This window comes from Vibrio sp. Vb1127 (assembly GCF_033338735.1).
In the GTDB taxonomy this organism is placed as follows: domain Bacteria; phylum Pseudomonadota; class Gammaproteobacteria; order Enterobacterales; family Vibrionaceae; genus Vibrio; species Vibrio alginolyticus.
This window is the reverse complement of record NZ_JAWOTF010000052.1, coordinates 1-6,119: the sequence shown is the minus strand read 5'-3', so window position 1 is coordinate 6,119 and position 6,119 is coordinate 1. Positions and strand designations below refer to the sequence as shown.

Genomic DNA, 6,119 nt, shown 5'->3' with positions numbered 1-6,119 from the left:
CCATTTGATCACATGACAAGATGTGCATCTACCTTAAATTTATGATTTTTATCAAAATCATTAGGGGATTCCTCAGACCAAAGCCACAGTGACCCGCGCTGATCACGACAGCATCATAATCTTTGCCCATCATTTTGAAGGTGATAAAGCAGGCAAATAGCACCATGACAACAGTTTGTACAGCAATGATAATTAATACTGGCCCTGCCATGCTTGCCAATTGACCAAATTTTAATGACATTAACGCCATTGCCAAGAAAAGCGATAAAGCAACGCTACCTAATACATCGACGGTCGGCTCAAACACTTCGTGTTTAAATACATGAGTCAGTGTATTACGGATAATAATACCGACAAATAAACACCAGACAAAAGTAGGCAGTTGCAGAAAAGTATCTTTAAACAATGCACTGATATAGCCACCAACAACAATACAGATAATCAGCATTGAAATGGTTTCAATAACGTTATTTGCATTGATTTTTCTTTTGACGCTTGGTTGCTCAAAAGCTTCAACGATAGTGTCGCGCTCTTGCTCGGTTGTTTTAGGAATAGAGACCTTTTTCAAAAGATGACGGGCAACAGGGCCGCCAACTAAACCACCCAACACTAATCCAAGTGTTGCACAAGCCATCGCTAATTCAACGGCGCCTGTTACACCATATTTATCAGCGAGAATAGGGCCCCATGCTCCGGCATTACCATGACCACCTGTTAGAGTAATTGAACCTGCAATTAAGCCAATAAATGGACTTTCATTCATCATGACAGCCATACTCATGCCGACAGTATTTTGAATGGCGATTAGGATCGTTACTGCAATAGTTAATAGAACTAACGGCTTTCCTCCTTTAATCAGTCGAGAAAAGTCAGAACTTAGCCCGATAGAGGAAAAGAATGTGAGCATTAATAAACTTTGCAATGAAGCATCAAAAGTAAACGAATAACCTGATGTTTTATCAATAATTAACAGAACAATTGCAACAATAAAGCCACCAACGACGGCTTCTGGTATGTGGTTTTTTTGTAGGAACGGGGTAAATTTTACGACAAACATTCCTATGAGTAGCGCGATACATGCGACTAATAATGTATAACTGGCATCTAGGATCATTTTTTTACCTCTATTAGTTTACCAGAATTTTCACTATAACAATTTAACAATAGTGAAAAATGAAGTTACTTTGGTTAACTAGTCTTTAACAATGAGTTTTATTAGGGTATCCATAACTTTTAGTTAATAGGGTCATAATTTTAGTGTGATCTTAATCATGAAATATTAAAAAGATTAAAATAACAACAATGGTATTTAATGATGGGTAAACCTAAATACCATGCGGGATCCGCACTATTTTCGGTGATAGCAAAAAATAAAAAAGTATAAATAATAAACAAAATTATAAGAGAAGGAGAACATGATAAGCGCAGGCCGAGCAATTTAAAGAAGTGTGATATACAACATAAAACAGCAGCATGACCTTTCTATATTTCGTTGCTTATCGAAGTGTTAATTTTCGGGTGGATTACTCTGTTTGTTGATTAATAACGGAGAAAAATATGATTGCTGTAATATTTGAGGTGCAAATACAACCCGACCAACAAACTCGCTATTTGACTTTAGCTGAGGAGTTAAGACCACTATTAAGTCATGTAGCTGGTTTTATTTCAATTGAACGTTTTCAAAGTCTAGCTACAGAAGGAAAAATGTTATCGCTATCTTGGTGGGAAAACGAATACGCAGTTCTGCAATGGAAAAATCATGTTTTACATGCGAAAGCTCAACAAGAAGGGCGAGAGTCAATATTTGATTTTTACAAAATTAGTATTGCTCATATTACTCGCGAATATTCATTTAAAAAGGACAAGGATAATGTTTGATGTTCACGTTGTTTTAGATAATCAAATAGGACAATTAGCATTACTAGGAAAAACATTAGGTAATAAAGGTATTGGATTGGAAGGGGGAGGGATATTTACGGTTGGTGATGAATGCCATGCTCATTTTCTTGTTGAACAAGGAAAGGAAGCTAAAATAGCGCTAGAGCAAGCTGGACTGTTAGTACTTGCGATCCGGACACCATTAATTCGTAAGTTAAAACAGGAAAAACCGGGGGAACTTGGCGAAATAGCACGAGTATTGGCGGAGAATAACATTAATATTTTAGTGCAATACAGTGACCATGCTAACCAACTGATATTAATAACGGACAATGATAGTATGGCTGCATCTGTTACGCTCCCTTGGGCAATAAAGTGAACTTGCGATGGCTAATTTAATACGAAAAGAGGTTACCTTTGAGTCCTCAATAGCCGCGATAGGGGCGGCTATGTCTGACATTTCACGAGTTAAAATACTCAGTGCTTTGATGGATGGGCGAGCTTGGACGGCCACTGAGCTAAGTTCTGTGGCGAATATATCAGCTTCAACGGCGAGCAGTCATTTATCTAAATTATTAGATTGCCAGCTAATCACAGTAGTAGCTCAAGGCAAGCATCGTTATTTTCGGCTAGCAGGAAAAGATATTGCTGAATTGATGGAAAGTATGATGGGGATCTCCTTAAACCATGGCGTACATGCCAAAGTTTCCACGCCAGTGCATTTACGAAAAGCACGTACTTGCTATGATCATTTAGCTGGCGAAGTTGCCGTTAAGATCTATGATTCCCTTTGTCAACAGCAATGGATCACTGAAAATGGTTCAATGATCACATTAAGTGGTATTCAATATTTTCATGAAATGGGAATTGACGTTCCTTCCAAACATTCACGTAAAATCTGTTGTGCGTGTTTAGATTGGAGTGAACGCCGTTTCCATTTAGGTGGGTACGTTGGAGCCGCATTATTTTCGCTTTATGAATCTAAAGGGTGGTTAACTCGACATCTTGGTTACCGTGAAGTTACCATCACGGAAAAAGGTTATGCTGCTTTTAAGACCCACTTTCACATTTAAGTTGTTTTTCTAATCCGCATATGATCAATTCAAGGCCGAATAAGAAGGCTGGCTCTGCACCTTGGTGATCAAATAATTCGATAGCTTGTCGTAATAATGGCGGCATACTATCAGTAGTAGGTGTTTCCCTTTCTTCTTTAGCGACTTGATGCTCTTGATCTTCCAATACGCAACCTAAAGTAAAATGCCCCACAGCGCTGAGTGCATATAATGCATTCTCTAGTGAAAAACCTTGTTGGCATAAAAAGGCTAATTGATTTTCGAGAGTTTCATACTGTTTTTCTGTAGGCCGTGTACCTAAATGTACTTTTGCTCCATCGCGATGACTTAGTAAAGCACATCTAAAACTTTTAGCGTTATTACGTAAAAAATCTTGCCAGCTTTCCCCTTCTAAAGGGCAAAAGTGAGTATGGTGCCTATCTAACATCTCAATGGCTAAGGCGTCGAGCAAAGCCCGCTTATTTTTTACATGCCAATACAATGTAGGCTGCTCTACACCTAGCTTCTGGGCGAGTTTACGGGTTGTTAAACCTTCGATTCCGACCTCATTAAGCAGCTCTAATGCGCTGTTAATCACTTTACTTTTATCTAATCTAGACATCATTAATTCCTAATTTTTGTTGACACTCTATCATTGATAGAGTTATTTTACCACTCCCTATCAGTGATAGAGAAAAGTGAAATGAATAGTTCGACAAAGATCGCATTGGTAATTACGTTACTCGATGCCATGGGGATTGGCCTTATCATGCCAGTCTTGCCAACGTTATTACGTGAATTTATTGCTTCGGAAGATATCGCTAACCACTTTGGCGTATTGCTTGCACTTTATGCGTTAATGCAGGTTATCTTTGCTCCTTGGCTTGGAAAAATGTCTGACCGATTTGGTCGGCGCCCAGTGCTGTTGTTGTCATTAATAGGCGCATCGCTGGATTACTTATTGCTGGCTTTTTCAAGTGCGCTTTGGATGCTGTATTTAGGCCGTTTGCTTTCAGGGATCACAGGAGCTACTGGGGCTGTCGCGGCATCGGTCATTGCCGATACCACCTCAGCTTCTCAACGCGTGAAGTGGTTCGGTTGGTTAGGGGCAAGTTTTGGGCTTGGTTTAATAGCGGGGCCTATTATTGGTGGTTTTGCAGGAGAGATTTCACCGCATAGTCCCTTTTTTATCGCTGCGTTGCTAAATATTGTCACTTTCCTTGTGGTTATGTTTTGGTTCCGTGAAACCAAAAATACACGTGATAATACAGATACCGAAGTAGGGGTTGAGACGCAATCGAATTCGGTATACATCACTTTATTTAAAACGATGCCCATTTTGTTGATTATTTATTTTTCAGCGCAATTGATAGGCCAAATTCCCGCAACGGTGTGGGTGCTATTTACCGAAAATCGTTTTGGATGGAATAGCATGATGGTTGGCTTTTCATTAGCGGGTCTTGGTCTTTTACACTCAGTATTCCAAGCCTTTGTGGCAGGAAGAATAGCCACTAAATGGGGCGAAAAAACGGCAGTACTGCTCGGATTTATTGCAGATAGTAGTGCATTTGCCTTTTTAGCGTTTATATCTGAAGGTTGGTTAGTTTTCCCTGTTTTAATTTTATTGGCTGGTGGTGGGATCGCTTTACCTGCATTACAGGGAGTGATGTCTATCCAAACAAAGAGTCATCAGCAAGGTGCTTTACAGGGATTATTGGTGAGCCTTAACAATGCAACCGGTGTTATTGGCCCATTACTGTTTGCTGTTATTTATAATCATTCACTACCAATTTGGGATGGCTGGATTTGGATTATTGGTTTAGCGTTTTACTGTATTATTATCCTGCTATCGATGACCTTCATGTTAACCCCTCAAGCTCAGGGGAGTAAACAGGAGACAAGTGCTTAGTTATTTCGTCACCAAATGATGTTATTCCGCGAAATATAATGACCCTCTTGATAACCCAAGAGGGCATTTTTTACGATAAAGAAGATTTAGCTTCAAATAAAACCTATCTATTTTATTTATCTTTCAAGCTCAATAAAAAGCCGCGGTAAATAGCAATAAATTGGCCTTTTTTATCGGCAAGCTCTTTTAGGTTTTTCGCATGTATTGCGATATGCATAAACCAGCCATTGAGTAAGTTTTTAAGCACATCATCATCATAAGCTTTAAGTTGGTTCTCTTGGATCAATTTGCTGACAATGGCGTTTACCTTACCAGTAATGTATTCAAGGCTAATTTTTTCAAGTTCATTCCAACCAATGATAGGCATCACTTCTTGGATAGGGATAAGGTTTTTATTATTATCAATAATATAATCAAGATAATGTTCAAATATACTTTCTAAGGCAGACCAACCATTTGTTAAATCAGTTTTTGTTGTGATGTAGGCATCAATCATAATTAATTGCTGCTTATAACAGGCACTGAGTAATTGTTTTTTATTTTTAAAGTGATGATAAAAGGCACCTTTGGTCACCAACGCTTTTCCCGAGATCTCATCTATTGAAACAGCTTGATAGCCTTTTTCAACAAACAATATTCGTGCTGAGTTAACCAGTGATTGATAGGTACTCTTAAAATTTTCTTGTTGATGATTTTTATTTTCCATGATAGATTTAAAATAACATACCGTCAGTATGTTTATGGTATCATGATGATGTGGTCGTGACAATCTTAAGAACATTTAGGTTATTTTATGTATATTGAACAGCATTCTCGCTATCAAAATAAAGCTAATAACATCCAATTAAGATATGATGATAAGCAGTTTCATACAACGGTTATCAAAGATGTTCTATTATGGATTGAACATAATTTAGATCAGTCTTTACTGCTTGATGATGTGGCGAATAAAGCGGGTTATACCAAGTGGTATTTTCAGCGGCTGTTCAAAAAAGTAACAGGGGTCACACTGGCTAGCTATATTCGTGCTCGTCGTTTGACGAAAGCGGCTGTTGAGTTGAGGTTGACGAAAAAAACTATCCTTGAGATCGCATTAAAATATCAATTTGATTCCCAACAATCTTTTACACGTCGATTTAAGTACATTTTTAAGGTTACACCAAGTTATTATCGGCGTAATAAATTATGGGAATTGGAGGCAATGCACTGAGAGATCCCCTCATAATTTCCCCAAAACGTAACCATGTGTGAATAGATTTTGAGTAAGCAGGGTTGCAGCC

Annotated in this window: 7 protein-coding genes and 1 pseudogene; 5 read left to right on the top strand and 3 right to left on the bottom strand. The window is 38.4% G+C overall.

The genetic code is table 11. The features are described from left to right. Positions 1-73 precede the first annotated feature (73 nt). A pseudogene (gene gltS, locus R7H07_RS23830) lies at positions 74-1,114 on the bottom strand (sodium/glutamate symporter); the annotation flags it as partial. A 443-nt stretch (positions 1,115-1,557) separates the two neighbouring features. On the opposite strand from gltS, the gene R7H07_RS23825 reads away from it, so the two are divergent. From R7H07_RS23825 to R7H07_RS23815, 3 genes are read left to right on the top strand one after another with little or no spacing between them, the layout of a single operon-like run. Beyond that, positions 1,558-1,878, top strand: coding sequence for an antibiotic biosynthesis monooxygenase family protein (locus tag R7H07_RS23825; RefSeq protein ID WP_000562370.1), 321 nt, complete (start codon positions 1,558-1,560; stop codon positions 1,876-1,878). Continuing rightward, a complete protein-coding gene (locus tag R7H07_RS23820) occupies positions 1,871-2,257 on the top strand; it encodes a hypothetical protein (protein ID WP_000460651.1) in 387 nt (128 codons plus the stop codon). The genes R7H07_RS23825 and R7H07_RS23820 overlap by 8 nt, the downstream gene beginning before the upstream one ends. 7 nt (positions 2,258-2,264) lie before the next feature. Beyond that, positions 2,265-2,951, top strand: coding sequence for an ArsR/SmtB family transcription factor (locus R7H07_RS23815; protein WP_001284954.1), 687 nt, complete (start codon positions 2,265-2,267; stop codon positions 2,949-2,951). Here the strand turns inward: R7H07_RS23815 and tetR(B) are convergent. Then, positions 2,929-3,552 carry a tetracycline resistance transcriptional repressor TetR(B) gene (gene tetR(B), locus R7H07_RS23810; protein WP_000088605.1) on the bottom strand — a complete coding sequence of 208 codons (624 nt, stop codon included), beginning with the start codon at positions 3,550-3,552 and terminating at the stop codon, positions 2,929-2,931. The two genes, R7H07_RS23815 and tetR(B), sit on opposite strands and share 23 nt — an antisense overlap. Positions 3,553-3,633: 81 nt before the next feature. On the opposite strand from tetR(B), the gene tet(B) reads away from it, so the two are divergent. After that, positions 3,634-4,839 (top strand): tetracycline efflux MFS transporter Tet(B), encoded by a 1,206-nt coding sequence (gene tet(B) / locus R7H07_RS23805; RefSeq protein ID WP_010446567.1) that lies wholly within the window; start codon positions 3,634-3,636, stop codon positions 4,837-4,839. A 112-nt stretch (positions 4,840-4,951) separates the two neighbouring features. Here tet(B) and tetC read toward each other — a convergent pair whose 3' ends face one another. Continuing rightward, positions 4,952-5,545: a tetracyline resistance-associated transcriptional repressor TetC gene (tetC, locus tag R7H07_RS23800; RefSeq protein ID WP_000428546.1), complete on the bottom strand. Its 594-nt coding sequence runs from the start codon at positions 5,543-5,545 to the stop codon at positions 4,952-4,954. An 87-nt stretch (positions 5,546-5,632) separates the two neighbouring features. Here tetC and R7H07_RS23795 point away from each other — a divergent pair, with 87 nt between their 5' ends. Beyond that, positions 5,633-6,049 (top strand): helix-turn-helix domain-containing protein, encoded by a 417-nt coding sequence (locus R7H07_RS23795; RefSeq protein ID WP_000275180.1) that lies wholly within the window; start codon positions 5,633-5,635, stop codon positions 6,047-6,049. The last annotated feature ends 70 nt before the right edge of the window (positions 6,050-6,119 follow it).

Coding starts and splice junctions, on each gene's coding strand:
- R7H07_RS23825 (WP_000562370.1), top strand. CDS start 1,558: ATGATTGCTGTAATATTTGAGGTGCAAATACAACCCGACCAACAAACT.
- R7H07_RS23820 (WP_000460651.1), top strand. CDS start 1,871: ATGTTTGATGTTCACGTTGTTTTAGATAATCAAATAGGACAATTAGCA.
- R7H07_RS23815 (WP_001284954.1), top strand. CDS start 2,265: ATGGCTAATTTAATACGAAAAGAGGTTACCTTTGAGTCCTCAATAGCC.
- tetC (WP_000428546.1), bottom strand. CDS start 5,545: ATGGAAAATAAAAATCATCAACAAGAAAATTTTAAGAGTACCTATCAA.
- R7H07_RS23795 (WP_000275180.1), top strand. CDS start 5,633: ATGTATATTGAACAGCATTCTCGCTATCAAAATAAAGCTAATAACATC.